This window comes from Tabrizicola aquatica, from assembly GCF_002900975.1.
Lineage (GTDB): Bacteria > Pseudomonadota > Alphaproteobacteria > Rhodobacterales > Rhodobacteraceae > Tabrizicola > Tabrizicola aquatica.
This window is the reverse complement of record NZ_PJON01000001.1, coordinates 1,017,886-1,034,376: the sequence shown is the minus strand read 5'-3', so window position 1 is coordinate 1,034,376 and position 16,491 is coordinate 1,017,886. Positions and strand designations below refer to the sequence as shown.

Below are 16,491 nucleotides of genomic sequence, written 5' to 3'. Positions count from 1 at the left end.
TTTCCGGGCTTAGCCCTTGCGGGCCAGGGGATGCTTGGTCAGGACCAGGTCCTTGAGGTGATCATCGAGGACATGCGTGTAAATTTCGGTGGTGGCAACATCTGCGTGGCCAAGCAAGGTCTGGATCACGCGCAGGTCGGCGCCATGTGCCAAAAGGTGGGTGGCAAAGGCATGGCGCAGGACATGCGGCGTCACGCGCGACGGGGAAATCCCGGCCAGCACCGCCACGTCCTTGACCAGGCTGTGGAAATACTGCCGCGTCAGGTGCCCCTCGCGCCCGTCGCCGGGAAACAGGAAACGCGACGGCGCGCGGCCCGCCTTCTTGCCCGCCTCATCCTCGGCGTCGCGCTGCGCAAGCCAGGCCGCCAGCGCCGTCCGGGCGGGGGTGGAAAGCGGCACCATCCGCTCCTTGTCTCCCTTGCCCTTGACCAGGATCATCCGCGGATCGCCCCGGACGGCGGCGACTGGCAGGCCCACAAGCTCGCTGACCCGCAGGCCGGTGGCGTAGAGGAGTTCGAACAGCGCGGTGTCGCGCAGCCGGTCCACCGGGTTGCGCCCGCGCGTGCGGGCGGCCTCCATCAGCCGGGTCACCTCGGTCTCGCTGAGGGTCTTGGGCAACGACTGCGCCTTGCCCGGGCCGGTCAGCCGCAGCGCGGGATTGTCGGCGCGCCAGCCTTCCTCGACCGCAAAGCGGAAAAGCTGCCGGATCGAGGACAAGCGCCGCGCACGGGTGGCCTTGGACAGACCCTGTGCATCGCAATGCACCAGGTAATCCTCGACCGCCGCCCGGTCAGTCTGGGCCAGCCCACGGCCGCGCCGGGCCAGCCAGTCGGCAAAGTCGGACAGGTCGCGGCCATAGGCCAGTTGCGTATTGCGCGACGCACCCAGATCTGCCGCCCGCGCATCAAGGAAGGTGGAAATCCAGCGGCTCGCCTCGGCGTCCGGCATGGGTCAGCCCCGCCGTTCCAGGATCATCAACTCCAGCGCCGTTCTGCGCGCCACGGCCTCCAGCCCCGTCAGGCGCAGGACGGAAAGCCCCTCGCTGACCCCGCGCAGGTCGCCCTGCACGCCGCGCGCGATGGTGTCGATCGCCAGCACGATCGCCTCGCCCTTGCGGTTGCCGTCCAGAAGCGCCTGCGCCTCGGCCGAAGCGACGGGCGTGCGGAAACCGGCCCAGATCGCCCGGCCCAGACTGTCCGGCGGCACGCGGCCGTCCAGATTTCCCGTCGCCAGCCCGATCAGAAAGCCCTCGGTCGCATCGGCGGGGGTATGCCGGCGCGCCACCAGTTCGGCCTGCGGCGACAAGAGCGCGACCCGGAACGCGACGGCCGCAGCCTCGCCGGTCAGGGGCAGGTCGGCCAGCCGCTTGCCGAAAAGGACCGCAAAGGGCACCTCCAGCTCGGCCTCGGCCATCTTGTCCCAGACGGCGGGGAGGGTGGCCGCAACGCGGGCCGGATCGCCCGAATCCAGCGCCGCCTCAAACCGCTGGAACGCCTCGGCCCGGTCCCAGACTCCGCCCGAGGCGGCGGGGTCGGCCTCGGTATACAGCCCCAGGATCACGTTCGGCGGGATCGTGCCCGCGCGCGTCAGCCGCTCGGCCGCCTCGATCCGCGCCTTCCAGCCGGACCGGGGACCGATCTCGGCGTAGGAGAACGCCAGCGGCAGCCCCTCGGTCGACAGGGGTTCGCCCACCGCCTCATAGATCTTCCAGTCCAGCGGCGTCACCGGATCGGGCGCAGGCGGCACCGGCTCGCCCTCGAAAAGGTCGGGGTCCAGGAACCGCGCCAGAAGTTGGGCTTGGTCCGGCCCGATCTGCCCCAGCGCCTGCGAGGTGTGCAGCGTCAGCGCCGCCGTATCCCAGTCGCCCGACCGCGCGAGGCAAAAGATCCGCGCCGGCACGGTGGGCGCCAGGTGCGGCGCGCCCTGCATCCGGGTGCAGGCGCGATCCTCGGCCCCGGTCAGCAGCGCCACGTCAAAGCTGCGGCGGAAGAGTTCGGGCGTATCCGCCCCGGCCGCATCGATCAGCGCCGAAGCCTGCTCCAGCGCGCCAAGCGCCAGCAGCTTGTCGATGCGGACCTGCAACAATTCGCCCCGGCCGCCCGAATCGCTGGGCGCAGTCAGCTCTGCCAAGAGGATCGTCAGGAACAATTGCCGCATCGCCGGCAGGTCGTCGTCGGGATGCGCCACCAGCCGCTCGGCAATCTCACGCGTCAGGCCCGCGCCCCACAGCGCCGTCGGCAGGCCCGAGACGGCGGGCGGGATCAGCCCGACCGCATCCGGGTTCGGCCCGTCCAGCGCCGTCGTCGTCACCGGATCGGGGATCGCCCCGCCCTGTTCGGTGACCGGCGGCTCGTCGATGCCCGAGGCAACCCCGGGCGCAGCGGTCACCGGCGTGGCCACCGACTGCGACAGCCAGTCGATCGCCGAAAGCGGCCCGCCCGCGCTGTCCTGGGCCGACAAAGGCCCAGTCAACGCCAGGAACGCGACCGCCGAGACTGCGCTAGTCCGCATTCAGCACCACGGGCTTCTTCACCTCGGACTGCGGCGGGGTGAGGTCGGCCAGATAGGCATAGCCGGTCAGCCCGATGAAGCCAAAAATCACCAACACCACCAACACCTTGATGATCCGACCCATCGCCTTGCCCTTCCTCGACATCATGCCCGGCCGTTGGTCGGCCGGATCTTCTTTTCCGCCCCAGCGATTGCCGGCACGACATGATTTGACAATCTATATAGCATCCGCTCCAGTTTCACGCCATTGAGTGCGGAATATTTGCCGTCGGTCATTCCTTGCCCGGGGGCGCGTGAACCAGACAGGATCGGACCTTTGCGCCTGGGTAAAACGGTGGTGATGGTGGGGATGATGGGGGCGGGCAAGACCGCCGTCGGCACGGCCTTGGCCAGGCAACTGGGCGTGCCCTTCCTTGATTCGGACGAAGAAATCACCCGCGCCGCCAGCCGCTCCATCGCCGAGATCTTCGAACGCGACGGCGAGCCGTTCTTCCGCGCCCGCGAGTCCGAGGTGATCAGCCGCCTCTTGCGCGGCACGCCTTGCGTGCTGTCCACCGGGGGCGGCGCCTTCCTGTCGGCGGCGAATCGGCAGTTGATCCACGATGTCGGTGTCTCGGTCTGGCTGCGCGCCGATCTTGACCTTCTTTGGCAGCGTGTCCGCCACAAGACGACGCGCCCGCTGTTGCGGACCGCCAACCCGCGCGAAACCCTGCGCGAGCTTTACGAAGCCCGGCTGCCCTTCTACGCCGAAGCCGACCTGGTGGTGGACAGCTCGCCCGACCTGTCGGTCGAAGACATGGCGACCCGCGTGCGCCAGGCGTTGCTGACGCGGCCCGACGTGCTGGAGGAATGATGACCAATACCGTGGCGGTGGACCTGGGCGCTCGCTCGTATCAGGTGCGCATCGGCGAAGGCCTGATCGCCAGAGCAGGGGCCGAGATCGCACCGCTGCTGCGCCGCAAGCGCGTGGCGGTGGTGACGGATGAGACCGTCGCCGCCGCGCACCTGCCCGCCCTGACCGACGCCCTTGCCGCCGAGGGGATCAGCGCAACCGCGCTGGCCCTGCCGCCCGGCGAGGGGACCAAGAACTGGGAAAACCTGGCCCGCTGCACCGAATGGCTGTTGGAACAGAAGGTCGAACGCAAGGACGTGGTCCTGGCGCTGGGCGGCGGCGTGATCGGCGACCTCGTCGGCTTTTCCGCGGCCATCCTGCGGCGCGGCGTGCGCTTCGTGCAGCTTCCGACCTCGCTTCTGGCGCAGGTCGACAGCTCGGTCGGCGGCAAGACCGGGATCAACACCGCGCAAGGCAAGAACCTGGTCGGCGCCTTCCACCAGCCCTCGCTGGTGCTGGCCGACATCGGCGTCCTGTCCACGCTGCCCGGCCGCGACTTCCTGTCTGGCTATGGCGAGGTGGTGAAATACGGCCTGCTGGGCGATGCGGCCTTCTTTGACTGGCTGGAACGCGACGGCCCCGCCTTGCGCGACGGCGACACCGCCGCCCGCCTGCGCGCCGTCACCCGCTCGGTCGAGATGAAGGCCGGCATCGTCAGCCGCGACGAGACGGAAGAGGGCGAGCGCGCGCTGCTGAACCTGGGCCACACCTTCTGCCACGCGCTGGAAAAGGCGACGGGCTATGGCGACCGCCTGTTGCACGGCGAAGGCGTCGCGATCGGCTGCGCGCTGGCGTTCGAGCTTTCCGCCCGTCTGGGCCTGTGCAGCCAGGAAGAGCCCAGTCGCGTCCGCGCCCATCTTGCCGCGATGGGCATGAAGGTCGACCTGTCCGACATCCCTGGCGACCTGCCGGGGACCGAGGCGCTGATCGCGCTGATGGAGCAGGACAAGAAGGTGGTGGACGGCCGGCTGCGCTTTATTCTTGCGCGCGGAATCGGCCAGGCCTTCGTGGCCGAGGATGTGCCGGGCGAAGCCGTCCGCGCCGTTCTGGACGAAGCCATGGCGCGGCGGCGCTAGAACAGCAATTTATAGACGTTGCCCTGGGTATCGGTCGCCTGGCCGGTGCCGCTGGCGGTGCCCGAGCCGATTACGAACGTGCCCTGCACCCTGCGACCATCCTCGCAGACCGCGTAAAGCTCGCCGTCGTTCACCCGTGCTTCGGTGCGCGTCTCGTTGCCGATCTCGCCGCCGGTCTTCTTCCAGGTCAGCGACAACCCGTTCGACCGCGAGACGGTCTTGGGCGTCAGCGAGGACCAGGTGCCTTCGCATTTCACCCGGCCGGGCAGGCGGAACTTCAGCGGGCCCGAGGTGCCCGAGACGTTCTCCATCACCGCTTCGATCACCAGCGTGGGGTCCTCGGCCGCGATCTGCCCTTCCAGCGGGTAGAACTGCATCGTGGTCTTGCCGCCGCCGCCCACACAGGCGACCAGCGGCAGAAGCGTGGCAAGGAACAGGGGGCGTAGGGTCAAGGCGCGATCTCTGCTCTGCCGGAATGGTGGGGGAAAAGGTTGGCTGGGGCGCTAGGATTCGAACCTAGGTATGGCGGTACCAAAAACCGCTGCCTTACCACTTGGCGACGCCCCAACCGTGCGGCGGTGTTTAGCGAAGGCCCGCAGGGGGTGCAAGAGGCCAATGGCGAAAATTTCGCGGGGTGGCGGCGGCTTGCGGGACCGGGCCGGCCGGGCTAGGACGGGCGGATGGACTGGGACGCGATCATCCTTGGCGCCGGGGCGGCCGGCATGATGGCCGCCATCGAAGCGGGCCGCCGGGGCCGTCGGGTTCTGGTCATCGACCATGCCAAGGCGCCGGGCGAAAAGATCCGGATCTCGGGCGGCGGGCGGTGCAATTTCACCAACCTTGGCATCGCGCCGGACCGATTCCTGTCGCAAAATCCGCGCTTTGCGCTGTCGGCGCTGAAACGGTTCACGCAATGGGACTTCATCGCGCGGATGGATGCAGCCGGCATCGCCTGGCACGAAAAGACCCTGGGCCAACTGTTCTGCGACGGGCCCGCCACCCAAGTGGTAGACATGCTGCTTCGCGACATGGAGCGGGCGGGGGTCACGCTCTGGCTGGGCTGCGCCCTGGGCGAGGTGCAGCGGTCCGGCGCAGGCTTCACGGTCGAGACCGCGCGGGGCCTGCAATCCGCACGGGCCGTGGTGGTCGCCACGGGCGGCAAGTCGATCCCGAAGATGGGGGCCACGGGCTATGGCTACCGTGTGGCCGAGAGCTTTGGCCTGCCCCTGGTCGAGACCCGGCCCGCCCTGGTGCCCCTGACCTTCGCCGAGCAGGAACTGGCCTGGATGCGCCCCCTTGCCGGCGTGGCACTGCCCGGCCGGGTGGCCTGCGGCCGTCAGGGCTTTGACGAGGCGATGCTCTTCACCCATCGCGGGCTGTCGGGTCCGGCGGTGCTGCAGATCTCCAGCTACTGGCGCGAGGGCGAGGCGATCCATCTGGACCTTTTGCCCGGCCGGGACGTTGCGGCCGAATTGCGGGCGGCGCGCGGCAAGGTCGCCTTGCGCACCGTCCTGGCCCGCTGGCTGCCCGAGCGGCTGGCGCGGCATCTGGAAGAAGCGGCAGGGGTGACCCAGACCATGGCCGAACTGCCCGCCGCAGTGCTGGACCGGCTGGCCGAGGGGCTGCGCGACTGGCGGCTGGTCCCCGTGGGCTCCGAAGGCTATCGCACGGCCGAGGTCACGCTGGGCGGGGTGGACACCCGGGCGCTGGACGGACGCACGATGGCGGCGCGGGATGTGCCGGGGCTGTATTTCGTCGGCGAGGTGGTGGATGTCACCGGCTGGCTGGGCGGCTACAACTTTCAATGGGCCTGGTCCTCGGGCTGGGCCGCCGGGCAGGCCATCTGACGCCGGGCACCGATTTCCGACCTGGAAATCGGTCCGGAAATCGTGACGATTTCCGGCACCCGGGCGCACCCGCCGGTCAGACCCGCAGCGGATCGGCCTTGGCCAGACGGTCGAACTGCATCAGGCTTTCCACCAGCGCCGGCATCTGCGCCAAGGGGATCATGTTCGGCCCGTCCGACGGCGCGCGGTTGGGGTCCTCGTGCGTTTCGATGAACACCCCCGCGATGCCCAGACTGACCGCCGCCCGTGCCATGACCGGCGCGAATTCGCGCTGGCCGCCCGAGGCGTTGCCTTGCCCACCGGGCTGCTGCACCGAATGGGTGGCATCCATGATCACCGGCCAGCCGGTCCGCGCCATGACCGGCAGCGCGCGCATGTCGGCCACCAGCGTGTTGTAGCCGAAGCTGACCCCGCGCTCGGTCAGCAGGATGCGGCTGTTGCCCGTGCTTTCGACCTTGGCGGCCACATTGGCCATGTCCCAGGGCGCGAGGAACTGCCCCTTCTTGATGTTGACCACCGCCCCGGTTTCCCCGGCAGCGAGCAGAAGGTCGGTCTGCCGGCACAGGAAGGCCGGGATCTGGATCACGTCCACCACCGCCGCCGCTTCGCGCGCCTGACCGGCGTCGTGGACATCGGTCAGGACCGGCATCCCCATCGCGCGCACCGCCTCCAGCACTTTCAGCCCGGCCTCGATCCCCAGGCCCCGCTGGCCCGAGAGCGAGGTGCGGTTGGCCTTGTCGTAGCTGGCCTTGAACACGAACTGCGCCCCGGCCGCCGCGCAAGCCTGCGCCATCTCGCCCGCGATCATCTGGGCGTGGTCCAGGCTTTCCAGCTGGCAGGGGCCGGCAATCACCAGAAGCGGCCGGTCGTTGCCGACGCGCAGCGCGCCGATCGTCACATCCTTCATCGCACCCTCAGGCAGAGACCTGTTCCCGCAGGATCGCGGCGGTCATCGAGACCATGAGGTAAATCCCCAGCATGATCAACAGCGTGACAGCCGTGTTTTCGAAAGCGCGCGGATAGGTGGGGGCGTCTGGCGGAATCGGGCGCACCGAAAGCGACAGATAGCGCACCTGGCGGTTGGCCTCGACGCGCGAGGTCTCCATCGACTGCAGGGCCTGGGCCAGGATCATCTGGCGGGTCTGCAGGTCGGCCTGGGCCACCAGCAACTCGCCCTGCACCTGCGCCAGGCTGGAGCTTCCGGCCGAGCTGCCAGTCATCTTGGCGCGGATGCTGGCGATCTCGGATTCCAGGGTGGCGATCCGGCGAAGGACCGGCTCCATCCGGGCCTGGTTCGGGTTTTCGTTTGCCTGCATCTGTGCCAGCGACAGCCGTTCTTGCGTCAGTTGCGCCTCAAGCGTCGAAATCTGGCCGGTCAGCAGCCCGACTTCGGTCTCCGAGGAGATGACCTTGAACCGTTCCTGCAATTCGATCAGCTCGCGCTGCGAGGTGGCAAGGGCGACCTGCGCATCGTCATAGCCGGTCTGCGCATCCTTCATCTGGTCGGCGCGCAGGCGTTGGGTCAGGTGGTCGACCTGTTCCTCGGCATAGGCGATCAACTGGTTGGCCCATTGCGCGGCGACCGCGGGGTCGGCGGCGATCACCTCCATGCGGATCAGACCTTCGGTCGGGTCATACGAGATCTTCACGAAATTGCGGTAGACCTTGTAGGCGGCTTCCAGGCTGGCGTCCGGTTCCAGCCGTTGCAGGGGGTCGATCATCTCGCTTTGGAAATGGGCGCGGAAGCCCACATCCTCTTCCAGGCGCAGCATGGCCTCACGCGATTGCAGATAGCCCTGCACCGCGATCGAATCCTGCGAGGTCGCCATGGCGGTCCCTGAGAAAAGGCCGCCCAGCTGCCCCGCACCCGCTGCGGGGGCGGCCTGCTGGATGACGAATTCGGTGCGTGTGGCGAACATCGGGGTCGCCATCTGGTAGAAGTACCAGCCCGCCAGCATCGTCGGCAGCAGGACAAAGGCGATCAACCGCGTGGCCAGCAGCGCCAGGCGGCGGCGGCGGCGGCGGGCGATGTCCTGCTGCATGCGCAGGATTTCCCCAGCCTGGGTCACATCGGCGCGCTGTTCGGTCGAGGGTAGCGCCAGCGGCCGCGCCTTCTGCGGCAGTTGCACCACGTCGCCGGGCAGGCGCGCAAGTTCGCGTCCCGGAGGCGGGGCCCCGCCGTTGCCGGCGGGGTCGGCCTCCGGCGTGGGGGCAGGGGCCGCCGCGCCGCCGGTCAGCCGCGACGTGACCATGTTCAGAAGCGAGCCGCGCGTGAACGGGTCGATGCCGGCAAGGCGCAACTGGCGCACGGCGTCCAGGTCCGACGTGACGGAAAGGCCGTGCTGCTGGGCGATCATCCGCGCCCTGCGCAGTTGGCGGCCGGTCAGCCCTTCGGCCGCGATGGCGGAAAGGTCTGCCTCGACTCCGGGATCTGCAGCGGAGGCGCGCGGCACCTTCAGCACGCTGGCTGCTGCGCGGGGCGGTTCGGGCGGGGCCGGGGCGGCTGCCGCCGTCGCGGAGGGCGCTGGCGCATCCGGCCGGCGAAAGTCCATGCCGGCAAAGCCGTCATCCTGGGTGTCGAACATCCCCGCACCCTCGGCCGGCGGGGGGGTGGGACGCTCGGGCGGGCGGATGTGGAAGCGGGTGGCTTTAGGCGGTGTAGTCATACAGGCGCTTCGCTTCCTCGAGCGTGTCGAAATGATAAAGCTGTCCATTGCGCAGGACCGCGGCCGAATTGCAGAACCGCTGCAGGGTCTGCGGCGAATGCGAGACGATGACCACCGTGGCTTTCAGCAACCGCTCTTTCAGCAGATTGCCGGCCTTGCGGTTGAATTCGACGTCGCTGGTGGCGGGCATGCCTTCGTCGATCAGGTAAATGTCGAACTCGATCGACAGCAGGAGCGCGAAGGAAAAGCGCGACCGCATGCCAGAGGAATAGGTGGACAGCGGCATGTCGAAATATTCGCCCAGGCCGCAGACCCAACGGCAGAAGCTTTCGACATAATCCGGGTCCAGCCCGTAAAGCCGCGCGATGTAGCGGCAGTTTTCCTTGGCGGTGTGCTTGTTGTTGACCCCGCCCATGAACCCCAGCGGGAACGACACGCGCGAGGTCTTGCGGATCGTGCCTTCGTCAGGCTTTTCCAGGCCCGCCATCATGTTGATGATCGTGGTCTTGCCCGCCCCGTTCGGCGCCAGGATGCCCATCGACTGGCCCAGGTCGACCCGGAACGAGGCGCGGTCAAGGATCACCTTGCGCTGCGTCCCCGTCCAGTACGATTTCGAGACCTGCTGGAATTCGATCATCGTCGCCCCTGTGTCGACAGCCCGTGGCCGTCCCTGACCCCAATGATTACGCGCCTACCGTTAACATCTGGTTTGTGGCGTTAAAAGGGCCAGGTGCCGGCGATCCCCGCGACCTCTGACGCCGGATCAGGTCCGCCGCCGGGCAAACAGCAGCGCAAGCGGTGCCACCAGCAGGCTGGCGGCCAGGCCCAGCCGGGCGGCCTCTTGCATCGCGCCACCGGGCAGGGCGGTTTCCAGGCTTAGGACCGGGACCGTGAAGCCAAGCGCCAGAATCAGGATCACCGTCAGGATGTCGCGCAAGCTGATGCCCGGTGGCAACCGCAGGCCCAGCACCGCCGCCAGACCCAGCCCGATCACCAGCATTCCCAGCGGCCGGCCCAGCCAAAGCGCGGCCAGCGTGGTCACGGTCGTCGGTGCAAAGGCCGACAGGTCCACCCCGCCCCGCGTCACCCCGAACAGGAACAGCACCCCGACCAGCGGCCAGGCCAGCGCATGGGCCAGCCGGTTCAGCGGATCGTGCAACAGCTCTTCCGCCTCGGCAAAAAGGCCGAAGCTGCGGTCGGCATGCGCAATCGCCGGGACCACTGGCAACAGCCCCAGCGCGCCGGGCAGCCCTGCGGCCGTGACGCCGACCCATGAGGCCGCCCCGGCAAGCACATAGGGCCACAGCCGGCGTGCTGCGGTCCGGTCGCGCTCGGCTGCGTCTGCGGGCAGGGCGCGGCCATAGAAGCGCCAGGCCAGCCAGGATGCGGCCAGCGGCATCAGCAGCCAGGCCGGGCGCAGGCCCGCCGGCGGCAGGGTCAGGCCCAGAAGGATCAGCGCAAAAAGATCGGTGCCGATCGCCAGCAGCAACAGCAGGTGAAGCGCCGGATGGCCGGCCCCGAAAACCCGCCGTCCGACCAGAAAGCTGATGACCACGTCCGACCCCAGCGGCACCTGCCAGCCGGTGGCAAACCCCGCCTCCTCGGCGGTCTCGATCAGGCTGCCCACCAGCACCCAGACCATCGCCGCACCCAGCATCCCGCCTAGCGTCAGGCCCAGCGGCAGCAGCGCCTTGCCGCCGCGCAGCGCACCGCGCTCCAGCACCAGCGCCTCCCACAACTCCTTGCCGACGAAGAACAGGAACAGCGCCATCAGGCCCTCGGCCACCAGCGACAGCGGCGTCAGGCTGACCGGGATCGGCGAGACCCAGCCCGGCAGGTCCAGGTCGAGAAGCCGCCACTCCACCGCATCATAATAGGAGGCGGGCGCCAGGTTCACCCAGACCGTCGCCAGCGCCGCGCCGGCAAGCAGGGCCTGGGCAAAGCGCGGCAGGAAAGAAGAGACGCGGTACATCAAGGGCAACCGGGGACAGGGGCAAGCCCTGGCATTTGACGCGGTTTTTTCGGCAGCCGCAATGGTCCGCGATGGCCCGCAATGGGACGGGGGTGCCGGCCTGCGGGGCATCGAGCCCCTCGGCCGGCGCTGCCGGGGCTGTCGTAAGCCGGTCGCGGATCGGGGGGGGCGGATGGGTGGACGCGGCAGGGCGGACGGGAGGCGGGTGATCGCCCAGGCCGCGCGGCATGGGTTCGAATGCGATGTCTGGGGGTGCCGGCCTGCGGCGCATCAAGCCCCTCGGCCGGCGCTGCCGGCTCCGGGCGGCTTTCGGTGGCGCATGGGATGCCGGCGGTGTGGCGCAGGCGGGCCGGGCCCAGCGGTTGCATCCGGCAGCCCACCGGCGCAGGGTTCAGGCATGGGACTGGACGCCGATATCCGCGCCTGCCGGCTGTGCGCCACGCGCTTTGCCGCGACTGCGACCGCGCATGAGCCGCGCCCGGTCGCCTGGTTCCGCCCCGGCGCCCGGCTTCTGATCGCGGGGCAGGCGCCCGGGGCACGGGTGCATGAGAGCGGCCGGCCCTTCACCGACCGCTCGGGCGCGCGACTGCGCGACTGGACGGGGCTGAGCGAGGCCGAGTTCTACGATCTTGGCCGGGTCGCCATCGTGCCCATGGCCTTCTGCTTTCCCGGCTATGATGCCAAGGGAGCGGATCTGCCGCCGCCGCCGCTCTGTGCCGCGACCTGGCGGGCGCGGGTGCTGGCGCGGCTGGGTGCCGTGCCGCTGACGCTTCTGGTCGGCGGTGCCGCGATCCGCTGGCACCTGGGGCTGCGCGATGTCGGTGCGGCCGTGGCGGATTGGCGCGGACCCGCCGCAGGTGGCGTCTTTCCCTTGCCGCATCCGTCCTGGCGGAATACCGGGTGGCTGAAACGCAATCCCTGGTTCGAGGCCGAGCTTCTCCCGGCGCTGCGCAACCGGGTGCGGGAGGTGATGGATGGCTGACCTGGTGACCTTTCTCGACGCGGCCCATGCCGCTGTCTCGGCCGACCCCGAGAACGAGGCCCTGCGCCTGCGCTTCTTCGAGCGGCTGGCCGATGGCGAGATGGTGCTGCTTCTGGAGCGCGAGGCGGTAGGGCAAAGCCTGGAGCCCAAGGTGTTCGAACTTGAGGATGGCCCCGTCGTCCTGGTCTTCGACCGCGAGGAACGGCTGGCCAGCTTTACCGGCGGGATCGCGCCTTATGCGGCGCTGCCCGGTCGGGTGATCGCGGGCCTTCTGCGCGGGCAGGGGATCGGGATGGGGGTGAACCTGGGGGTGGCACCGTCCTCGATGCTTCTGCCGCCCGAGGCGATGGACTGGCTGGCCGAGACGCTGGAGGAGTCGCCCGAAGAGCTTGAGGCACGGCCGCAGGAGTTCCTGCCCCCCGCCGTGCCCGAGGCGGTGATCGCCGCGCTGGATGCCAAGCTGGCGCGGGCCGGTGGGCTGGCCGCGGCGGCGCTGCTGGCCGGGGTGGTCTACGAGGGCGGCCGCCGGGGACATATTCTTGCGGTGATCGACGCCGCCGACGGCGCCGAGGACGCGCTGGCCCGCGCGATGAACGAGGCGCTGGTCTTCTCGGGCATCGAGGCGGGGGAACTGGACGTCGCCTTCCTGCGCGGCGGCGATCCTGCGGCCGTGGCCATGGCCCGCGTGGCGCTGCGCTTTGACCTGCCGGTGCCGGATGTGCAGGACCTGGCCCCCGCCGCCCCGGGGATGGACCCCTCGCGCCCCCCGAAGTTGCGCTAGCGCCAGTATCGGATGGCAAAGGGCCTGCGGCGGGGATATTTGGGCAAAGATGAAAGGGCTTTGCGTGGGGTATTATGATACCGTTCTAGCAAGACATTGATTTTGAGTGATTAAATATCGACCTGGGCGCTTGACGCTGCATGGGGCTTCGGCGATAAGCCGGCATCCGAGATTCCGGGGGCGCTTCTGCCTCCCTCTTCGCTGGGAACCACGATGAAAACCTTCACCGCTACTCCGGCGGACATCGAGAAGAAGTGGATCCTGATCGACGCCGAAGGCGTCGTTCTGGGCCGCCTCGCCACGATCGTCGCCAACATCCTGCGCGGCAAGAACAAGCCGACCTTCACCCCCCACATGGACATGGGTGACAACGTCATCGTCATCAACGCCGACAAGATCCAGATGACCGGCAAGAAGCGTGACGACAAGGTCTACTACTGGCACACCGGCCACCCGGGCGGCATCAAGCAGCGCACCGCGCGGCAGGTGCTGGAAGGCAACCACCCCGAGCGTGTGGTGGTCAAGGCCGTCGAGCGTATGATCACCCGCAACCGCCTGGGCCGTCAGCAGATGACCAACCTGCGCGTCTATGCCGGGGCCGCCCATCCGCATGAAGCACAGCAGCCGACCGTTCTGGACGTCAAGGTCCTGAACCCGAAGAACACCCGGAGCGCGTGATCATGGCCGATATCAAATCTCTCGATGACCTGAAATCGGCCGTCGGTTCGGCCCCCGCTGCCGTCGAGGCTGCGCCCCGCGTTGCAGTCCGTGACAAGCTGGGCCGTTCCTATGCCACCGGCAAGCGCAAGGACGCGGTCGCCCGCGTCTGGGTCAAGCCCGGTTCGGGCAAGGTCGTGGTCAATGGCAAGGAAATGGCGGTCTACTTCGCCCGTCCCGTGCTGCAGATGATCCTGAAGCAGCCCTTCACCGTGGCCAACGTGGAAGGTCAGTTCGACGTCTACGCGACCGTCGCCGGTGGTGGCCTCTCGGGCCAGGCTGGTGCGGTGAAGCATGGCATCTCCAAGGCCCTGCAACTGTATGAACCCACCCTGCGCCCGGCGCTGAAGGCGGCAGGTTTCCTGACCCGCGACAGCCGCGTCGTCGAACGGAAGAAGTACGGCAAGCCGAAGGCCCGCCGCTCGTTCCAGTTCTCCAAGCGCTGATCGCTATCGCTGAGTGTGCTTCGGCGCACCCTTCGGAAGGCCCGCCCCTGGCGGGCCTTTTCCATTCCGGGGCCGGGTTGCACCGCCCGGCAAGATGCAGTCTGATCCCGGCCGACGGGCACAGCACAACATGGGGCAGGGCATGAGCGATACCGGACCGGAAGCGCCCGCCACCCTGGTGCGCGACCCGACCAAGCCGTGGCGCTATCAGACCGGCCGGTCCTGGGTCACGGTCGGCCGCTTCTCCTATGGGATCGAGCATATGGCCGTCCGCCACTGGCGCGAGGGGGCGAGGCTAAGCATCGGTGCCTTCTGCTCGATCGCGCGCGGCCTGACCGTGTTCCTGGGCGGCAATCATCGGGTGGATTGGGCCACGACCTATCCCTTCGGCCATATCTTCAAGGAAGAATTGCTGCCCCCCGGCATCAAGGGCCATCCGCAGACCCGCGGCGATGTGGTCATCGGCAATGATGTCTGGATTGCCGAGGGGGTCACGATCCTGTCCGGTGTCACCATCGGCGATGGCGCGGTGATCGGGGCCAATGCCACCGTCACCCGCTCGGTCGGTCCTTACGAGATCTGGGGCGGCAATCCGGCCACGCTGATCCGCCCGCGCTTTGCCGATGCTGTGACCGCGCGCCTGCAGGCTCTGCGCTGGTGGGATCAGCCGCTCCCGGTGGTCCGCACCCTGGCGCCGCTTTTGTCGCAAGAGCCCGTCGATGCCGTCCTGGCCGAGATGGAGGCGCTGGTCGCCGGTCAAAAAAACGGGCCGGAATGATCCGGCCCAGTCAGGGGTAAGAACGATAGGCGGGGCCGGTCAGGCCTGCCAGAAGCGCTTTGCCGCCTCGGTGGCGGCGTCTTCCTGGGCAAGGCCGATGTCGCGCAACAGGTGCTGGTCCAGCCGGGCCAGCGACTGGCGATCACGGCGGCGGGCCATGGCTTCGGTCAGGGCACGGCCAATGCGGGTCAGCAGGGCCGGGCGGGTGGTCAGGGCAATGCGTTCGATCCGGGCTTGGGGCATGGTGGCCTCCTGGGTAGATTTGTGTTGATACAATGGCCGTTTGGCTATAGGGACAATGTAGCAATTACCCGCAATGAGTCGCCAGAGGATTATTGTGACTGACACAAGTTGGGCGCCTGATCTGACTCAATTCCCTGGACCGAAGTATCTAGGCCTGAGCCGCGCCTTGCGTGAGGCGATCCGAAGTGGCGAACTGCCGGCAAATTCCCAGCTTCCGACGGTGCGAGATCTGGCCTGGCGGCTGCATTTGACCCCCGGAACCGTGGCCCGCGCCTATCAACTGGCCACGCAAGAGGGGCTTTTGGCCGCGACTGTCGGGCGGGGCACATTTGTTGCGGCACAATCGCCGCGGCTTGGACCAACCCAGGCATTGTATACCGAGCGGGTGACCGGCGGATCGACCGGCCTTGTGGACCTGCGCCCACCGCTGGTGCCCGAGGTCGGCCAGGCCGAAGCCTTCCGCGCCGCTCTTCTGGACATGGCCCAGTCGACGGGGCAGGGTTGGCTTGACTACACCAGCCAGCAGGGCGAGGCCGCGCTGCGGGCCGAGATCGTGTCCTGGATGGGCGACCGCATCCTGGGGCCGATCGTGCCGGATGACGTGGCGCTGACCCATGGTGGGCAGAATGCGATCAGCCTGATCTATGATTGCTGCCTGCGTGGCGAGCGGCCCGTGGTGCTGATCGAGGACCTGGCCTATCCCGGCTTTCGCTACGCCGCCCGCGCCGCCCGCGCCGAAGTGGTCCCGGTCGAGATCGACGAGCAGGGCATCGTCCCCGCAGCACTGGAGGCCGCCTGCCGCCGTCACGGTGCCCAGGTCCTGTGTCTGACGACCGAGGCGCAGAACCCCACCACCGGCCGGATGCCGGTGAAGCGCCGGCAAGAGATTGCCGAAATCGCCCGCCGCTACGACCTGCAAGTGCTGGAGGATGACTGCTATTCCGTCGCCGAAAGCGACATCCCCAGTTTGCGCGCGCTGGCGCCGGAACGGGTCTGGCTGGTCGGCAGCGTGTCCAAGACCATCTCGGCCGCGCTGCGCTTTGGCTATGTCATCTGCCCGTCCGGCATGGGCGAGGCGGGCCGGCTGACCGCGCAGCACGGCTTCTTTGCCCTGTCGCGCCCGGTGGCGGACCTGATGCTGCACCTGTTCCGCTCGGGCGAGGCAGCCCGGATCCGCGCCGCCGTGCAAGGCGAATTCGCCATTCGCCAGCAGATCCTGGTCAACCAGCTGGGCGCCTATGACCTTGCCTGGCAGCCCGGCGTGCCCTTTGTCTGGCTGCGCCTGCCCATCGGCTGGCGCGCCTCGGCCTTCCTGCGCGCGGCCGAGGCGAAGGGCGTGCTGGTGCGCTCGGCCGACGAATATGCCCTGGTCCATGCCCGCGCCCCGAACGCGATCCGCATCGCCATCGCAGCCAACCTGCCGCGCCCCGATTTCGAAACCGCCATGCGCCGCCTGGCCGAACTCCTCGCCCGCCCGCCGGCCGACCTGTCGGTCTGAAAACCCCACCTGTTGCAGATGGGACTCGCTCACGCGCTTGTTATTCGTGGACCGGATTGACCGTTGCCGCTGACCTGACGGA

The 16,491-nt window shown here is 68.6% G+C and carries 19 protein-coding genes and 1 tRNA gene; 9 read left to right on the top strand and 11 right to left on the bottom strand.

Annotated features, from left to right (window positions below; all coding sequences use genetic code 11):
• Window positions 1-9: 9 nt before the first annotated feature.
• From CXR42_RS05055 to CXR42_RS19870, 4 genes are read right to left on the bottom strand one after another with little or no spacing between them, the layout of a single operon-like run.
• Complete coding sequence (locus tag CXR42_RS05055) at window positions 10-948, bottom strand: site-specific tyrosine recombinase XerD (RefSeq protein ID WP_103256370.1); 939 nt, start codon at window positions 946-948, stop codon at window positions 10-12.
• A gap of 3 nt (window positions 949-951) precedes the next feature.
• Complete coding sequence (locus CXR42_RS05050) at window positions 952-2,511, bottom strand: hypothetical protein (protein ID WP_146038000.1); 1,560 nt, start codon at window positions 2,509-2,511, stop codon at window positions 952-954.
• Entirely contained in the window at window positions 2,501-2,635 is a 135-nt protein-coding gene (locus tag CXR42_RS19875; protein ID WP_281256706.1) for a hypothetical protein, read from the bottom strand. The genes CXR42_RS05050 and CXR42_RS19875 overlap by 11 nt, the downstream gene beginning before the upstream one ends.
• A gap of 20 nt (window positions 2,636-2,655) precedes the next feature.
• Window positions 2,656-2,787, bottom strand: a complete 132-nt coding sequence (locus tag CXR42_RS19870) for a hypothetical protein (RefSeq protein ID WP_281256725.1) — start codon at window positions 2,785-2,787, stop codon at window positions 2,656-2,658.
• A 40-nt stretch (window positions 2,788-2,827) separates the two neighbouring features.
• On the opposite strand from CXR42_RS19870, the gene CXR42_RS05045 reads away from it, so the two are divergent.
• Window positions 2,828-3,364 (top strand): shikimate kinase, encoded by a 537-nt coding sequence (locus CXR42_RS05045; RefSeq protein ID WP_425444838.1) that lies wholly within the window; start codon window positions 2,828-2,830, stop codon window positions 3,362-3,364.
• Complete coding sequence (aroB, locus tag CXR42_RS05040; protein WP_425444837.1) at window positions 3,364-4,479, top strand: 3-dehydroquinate synthase; 1,116 nt, start codon at window positions 3,364-3,366, stop codon at window positions 4,477-4,479. Before CXR42_RS05045 ends, aroB begins: the two co-directional genes overlap by 1 nt.
• On the opposite strand, the gene CXR42_RS05035 is transcribed toward aroB, so the two are convergent.
• Together CXR42_RS05035 and CXR42_RS05030 are read right to left on the bottom strand one after the other, a co-directional pair.
• Window positions 4,476-4,931: a hypothetical protein gene (locus CXR42_RS05035; RefSeq protein WP_103256367.1), complete on the bottom strand. Its 456-nt coding sequence runs from the start codon at window positions 4,929-4,931 to the stop codon at window positions 4,476-4,478. The two genes, aroB and CXR42_RS05035, sit on opposite strands and share 4 nt — an antisense overlap.
• A 40-nt stretch (window positions 4,932-4,971) precedes the next feature.
• Window positions 4,972-5,046 (bottom strand) — tRNA-Gln (locus CXR42_RS05030).
• 113 nt (window positions 5,047-5,159) lie between these two features.
• Here CXR42_RS05030 and CXR42_RS05025 point away from each other — a divergent pair.
• On the top strand, window positions 5,160-6,326 hold the full coding sequence (locus CXR42_RS05025) for a BaiN/RdsA family NAD(P)/FAD-dependent oxidoreductase (RefSeq protein ID WP_103256366.1): 1,167 nt from the start codon (window positions 5,160-5,162) through the stop codon (window positions 6,324-6,326).
• Between the two features lie 76 nt (window positions 6,327-6,402).
• Here the strand turns inward: CXR42_RS05025 and kdsA are convergent, their stop codons facing one another.
• From kdsA to CXR42_RS05005, 4 genes are all read right to left on the bottom strand, one after another.
• On the bottom strand, window positions 6,403-7,233 hold the full coding sequence (gene kdsA / locus CXR42_RS05020) for a 3-deoxy-8-phosphooctulonate synthase (RefSeq protein ID WP_103256365.1): 831 nt from the start codon (window positions 7,231-7,233) through the stop codon (window positions 6,403-6,405).
• A 7-nt stretch (window positions 7,234-7,240) separates the two neighbouring features.
• Window positions 7,241-8,992: a KpsE/RkpR family capsule polysaccharide export protein gene (locus CXR42_RS05015; protein ID WP_103256364.1), complete on the bottom strand. Its 1,752-nt coding sequence runs from the start codon at window positions 8,990-8,992 to the stop codon at window positions 7,241-7,243.
• Window positions 8,976-9,629 (bottom strand): ABC transporter ATP-binding protein, encoded by a 654-nt coding sequence (locus tag CXR42_RS05010; protein WP_103256363.1) that lies wholly within the window; start codon window positions 9,627-9,629, stop codon window positions 8,976-8,978. The genes CXR42_RS05015 and CXR42_RS05010 overlap by 17 nt, the downstream gene beginning before the upstream one ends.
• A gap of 126 nt (window positions 9,630-9,755) precedes the next feature.
• Window positions 9,756-10,964, bottom strand: a complete 1,209-nt coding sequence (locus CXR42_RS05005) for a Na+/H+ antiporter NhaA (protein WP_180995967.1) — start codon at window positions 10,962-10,964, stop codon at window positions 9,756-9,758.
• A gap of 397 nt (window positions 10,965-11,361) precedes the next feature.
• On the opposite strand from CXR42_RS05005, the gene CXR42_RS05000 reads away from it, so the two are divergent.
• The 5 genes from CXR42_RS05000 to CXR42_RS19865 all read left to right on the top strand — a co-directional run bounded on the left by CXR42_RS05000 (window position 11,362) and on the right by CXR42_RS19865 (window position 14,668).
• On the top strand, window positions 11,362-11,946 hold the full coding sequence (locus CXR42_RS05000; protein ID WP_103256361.1) for a uracil-DNA glycosylase family protein: 585 nt from the start codon (window positions 11,362-11,364) through the stop codon (window positions 11,944-11,946).
• 4 nt (window positions 11,947-11,950) lie between these two features.
• Window positions 11,951-12,727, top strand: a complete 777-nt coding sequence (locus CXR42_RS04995) for an SseB family protein (RefSeq protein ID WP_103257034.1) — start codon at window positions 11,951-11,953, stop codon at window positions 12,725-12,727.
• Between the two features lie 213 nt (window positions 12,728-12,940).
• Entirely contained in the window at window positions 12,941-13,405 is a 465-nt protein-coding gene (rplM, locus tag CXR42_RS04990) for a 50S ribosomal protein L13 (RefSeq protein ID WP_103256360.1), read from the top strand.
• 2 nt (window positions 13,406-13,407) lie between these two features.
• Window positions 13,408-13,890: a 30S ribosomal protein S9 gene (rpsI, locus tag CXR42_RS04985; RefSeq protein WP_103256359.1), complete on the top strand. Its 483-nt coding sequence runs from the start codon at window positions 13,408-13,410 to the stop codon at window positions 13,888-13,890.
• 142 nt (window positions 13,891-14,032) lie between these two features.
• Window positions 14,033-14,668: a CatB-related O-acetyltransferase gene (locus CXR42_RS19865; RefSeq protein ID WP_281256705.1), complete on the top strand. Its 636-nt coding sequence runs from the start codon at window positions 14,033-14,035 to the stop codon at window positions 14,666-14,668.
• 39 nt (window positions 14,669-14,707) lie between these two features.
• Here the strand turns inward: CXR42_RS19865 and CXR42_RS04975 are convergent, their stop codons facing one another.
• Complete coding sequence (locus CXR42_RS04975; RefSeq protein ID WP_103256358.1) at window positions 14,708-14,911, bottom strand: DUF1127 domain-containing protein; 204 nt, start codon at window positions 14,909-14,911, stop codon at window positions 14,708-14,710.
• A gap of 73 nt (window positions 14,912-14,984) precedes the next feature.
• Between CXR42_RS04975 and CXR42_RS04970 the strand changes: the two genes are divergently transcribed.
• Window positions 14,985-16,409 (top strand): aminotransferase-like domain-containing protein, encoded by a 1,425-nt coding sequence (locus CXR42_RS04970; protein ID WP_245875342.1) that lies wholly within the window; start codon window positions 14,985-14,987, stop codon window positions 16,407-16,409.
• The last annotated feature ends 82 nt before the right edge of the window (window positions 16,410-16,491 follow it).